This window comes from Microbacterium sp. BF1, from assembly GCF_019279095.1.
Classification (GTDB): domain Bacteria; phylum Actinomycetota; class Actinomycetes; order Actinomycetales; family Microbacteriaceae; genus Microbacterium; species Microbacterium maritypicum.
The window spans coordinates 1-2248 of sequence record NZ_JAGYWT010000409.1; the positions used below are offsets into that span (position 1 = coordinate 1).

The following is a 2248-nucleotide window of genomic DNA, read 5'->3' on the forward strand; positions in this document are numbered from 1 at the left end:
GGCGTGGTGCAGATCCGCAAGGACCTTGACACCGACCTCAACGGCAAGCACGTCCTGATCGTCGAGGACATCATCGACTCCGGCCTGACCCTCAGCTGGCTGCTGGAGAACTTCGGATCCCGCGGAGATGATCTGCTCGTCGATCTCGTCACGGGAATCGATGATGCCGTCGACGATCTCGCGCGCATAGAGCCAGGAGGCCTCACGCGCGGGCTCGCTCGCGGCGCGCTTGGCCTCGGCGGCGAGCGTCACGGCGAGATCGTCACCGCGCACATCGGCGGAGAAGAGAATGTCGAGAGCGCGCTTGCGCGCCTTCGTCCGGGCGCCCACGCCTTACTTCTCGCGGCCGAGGTAGTCACCCGTGCGGGTGTCGACCTTGACCTTGGTGCCGGTCTCGAGGAACAGCGGCACCTGGATCTCGTAGCCGGTCTCGAGCGTGGCGGGCTTGGTGCCGGCCGAGGAGCGGTCGCCCTGCAGGCCCGGCTCGGTGTAGGTGACCTCGAGGATCACGGACGCGGGAAGGTCGATGTACAGTGGGTTTCCGTTGTTCATCGCGATCGTCACCTGCTGGTTCTCGAGCAGGAAGTGCTTCGCGTCGCCGACTGTCGCGGCGCCGACGGTGATCTGGTCGAAGTCGGTCTGGTCCATGAAGACGTAGCCGTCACCGTCGGTGTACAGGTACGTGTAGTCGCGGCGGTCGACGTTCTCGATCTCGATCTTCGCGCCGGCGTTGTAGGTGCGGTCGACGGTCTTGCCCGAGACGACGTTCTTCAGCTTGGTGCGCACGAAGGCACCACCCTTGCCGGGCTTGACGTGCTGGAACTCGATGACGCTCCAGAGCTGCCCGTCGATGCTGAGGACGACGCCGTTCTTGATGTCTGCGGTAGATGCCATGCGCTGCGACTTCCGTTCGTGTGTCTGCGGGGTCGGACGAGACCGACAGTCGATTCTACGGGATGAGTGCTGCGAGCTGTCGCACGGCGTGCGCGTAGCCGTCGACACCGCGCCCGACGACGCGCACGGCGGCGACGTCGTCGAGGTACGAGTGGTGGCGGAACTGCTCCCGTGCGTATACGTCGGAGATGTGCACCTCGGCGAACGGCAGCGACACTCCGGTGAGCGCGTCGCGGAGCACCACCGAGGTGTGGGTGAGTCCCCCGGGGTTGATCACGATGGCCGCGCAGTCGTCCCGCGCGGCGTGGATCGCGTCGATCAGCACCCCTTCGTGATTGCTCTGCACTGCACGCACCTCGAAGCCGAGCTCGGCCGCCGCCGTACCGGTGATCCGTTCCACGTCGGCGAGCGTCGCGGTGCCGTACACCTCGGGCTCGCGGGTGCCGAGGAGATTCAGGTTCGGCCCGTTGACGAGGAGGATCCGCCGGCTCACTCCCCGACCTCCTGGTAGGCCGCGAACAGCAGCGACTCATCCGGAGCCTGCAGCACGGTGGGCTTGGCGATGTCGTCGAGCAGGATGAAGCGCAGCATCCCGCCGCGGCTCTTCTTGTCGCGCTGCATCGTGGCGAGCAGCTGCGGCCAGGCACCGGCACGGTACGAGGTGGGAAGTCCCAAGGACTCGAGGACGGTGCGGTGGCGCTCGGCGGCGTCGTCGGACAATCGGCCGGCGAGGCGGGAGAGCTCTGCGGCGTACAGCATCCCGACCGAGATGGCGGCGCCGTGACGCCAGCGGTACCTCTCGGCGTGCTCGATCGCGTGGCCGAGTGTATGGCCGTAGTTGAGGATCTCGCGAAGGCCGGCCTCGCGGAAGTCGTCGGACACGACCTTGGCCTTCATGTCGATCGCGAGCTCGATGGCGCGACGGAACTCCTCGGTCGTGGGGTCCACAGCGCGAGCAGGGTCTGCTTCGATGATGTCGAGGATCTCCGGCGCCCAGATGAACCCGGCCTTCACGACCTCGGCGAAGCCCGCCGTCGCCTCGTTCGGGCTGAGGCTGGCGAGCTCGTCGAGGTCGCCGATCACCGCACGCGGCGCCCAGAAGGCACCGACGAGGTTCTTGCCCTCCGCCGTGTTCACACCGGTCTTGCCTCCGACGGCGGCGTCGACGAGTCCGAGCACCGTGGTCGGCACCTGGATGAGCTGCACGCCGCGGAGCCAGGTGGCCGCCACGAAACCGGCGAGGTCGGTGACAGAGCCGCCGCCGTATCCGATGACCGCGTCGCTGCGTGTGAAATCAGCCTGACCCATGACCTGCCAGCAGAAGGCCGCGACTTCGATGCGCTTGCCCTGCTCC

Annotated in this window: 3 protein-coding genes and 2 pseudogenes; 1 reads left to right on the forward strand and 4 read right to left on the reverse strand. The window is 67.2% G+C overall.

Annotated elements, in window-relative coordinates:
• Nucleotides 1-123, forward strand: a pseudogene (locus KZA10_RS18750) (phosphoribosyltransferase family protein); the annotation flags it as partial.
• On the opposite strand, the pseudogene KZA10_RS18755 reads toward KZA10_RS18750, so the two are convergent.
• The 4 genes and pseudogenes from KZA10_RS18755 to aroB all read right to left on the reverse strand — a co-directional run.
• Nucleotides 124-330, reverse strand: a pseudogene (locus KZA10_RS18755) (transcription antitermination factor NusB); the annotation flags it as partial.
• Between the two features lie 3 nt (nt 331-333).
• Nucleotides 334-894, reverse strand: a complete 561-nt coding sequence (efp, locus tag KZA10_RS12875; protein ID WP_017830556.1) for an elongation factor P — start codon at nt 892-894, stop codon at nt 334-336.
• A 55-nt stretch (nt 895-949) separates the two neighbouring features.
• Entirely contained in the window at nt 950-1387 is a 438-nt protein-coding gene (gene aroQ / locus KZA10_RS12880; RefSeq protein ID WP_055872490.1) for a type II 3-dehydroquinate dehydratase, read from the reverse strand.
• Nucleotides 1384-2248, reverse strand: an 865-nt coding sequence (gene aroB / locus KZA10_RS12885; protein ID WP_218683070.1) for a 3-dehydroquinate synthase, incomplete at its 5' end; no start/stop codon positions are given. The genes aroQ and aroB, both read right to left, overlap by 4 nt.

Coding starts and splice junctions, on each gene's coding strand:
- efp (WP_017830556.1), bottom strand. CDS start 894: ATGGCATCTACCGCAGACATCAAGAACGGCGTCGTCCTCAGCATCGAC.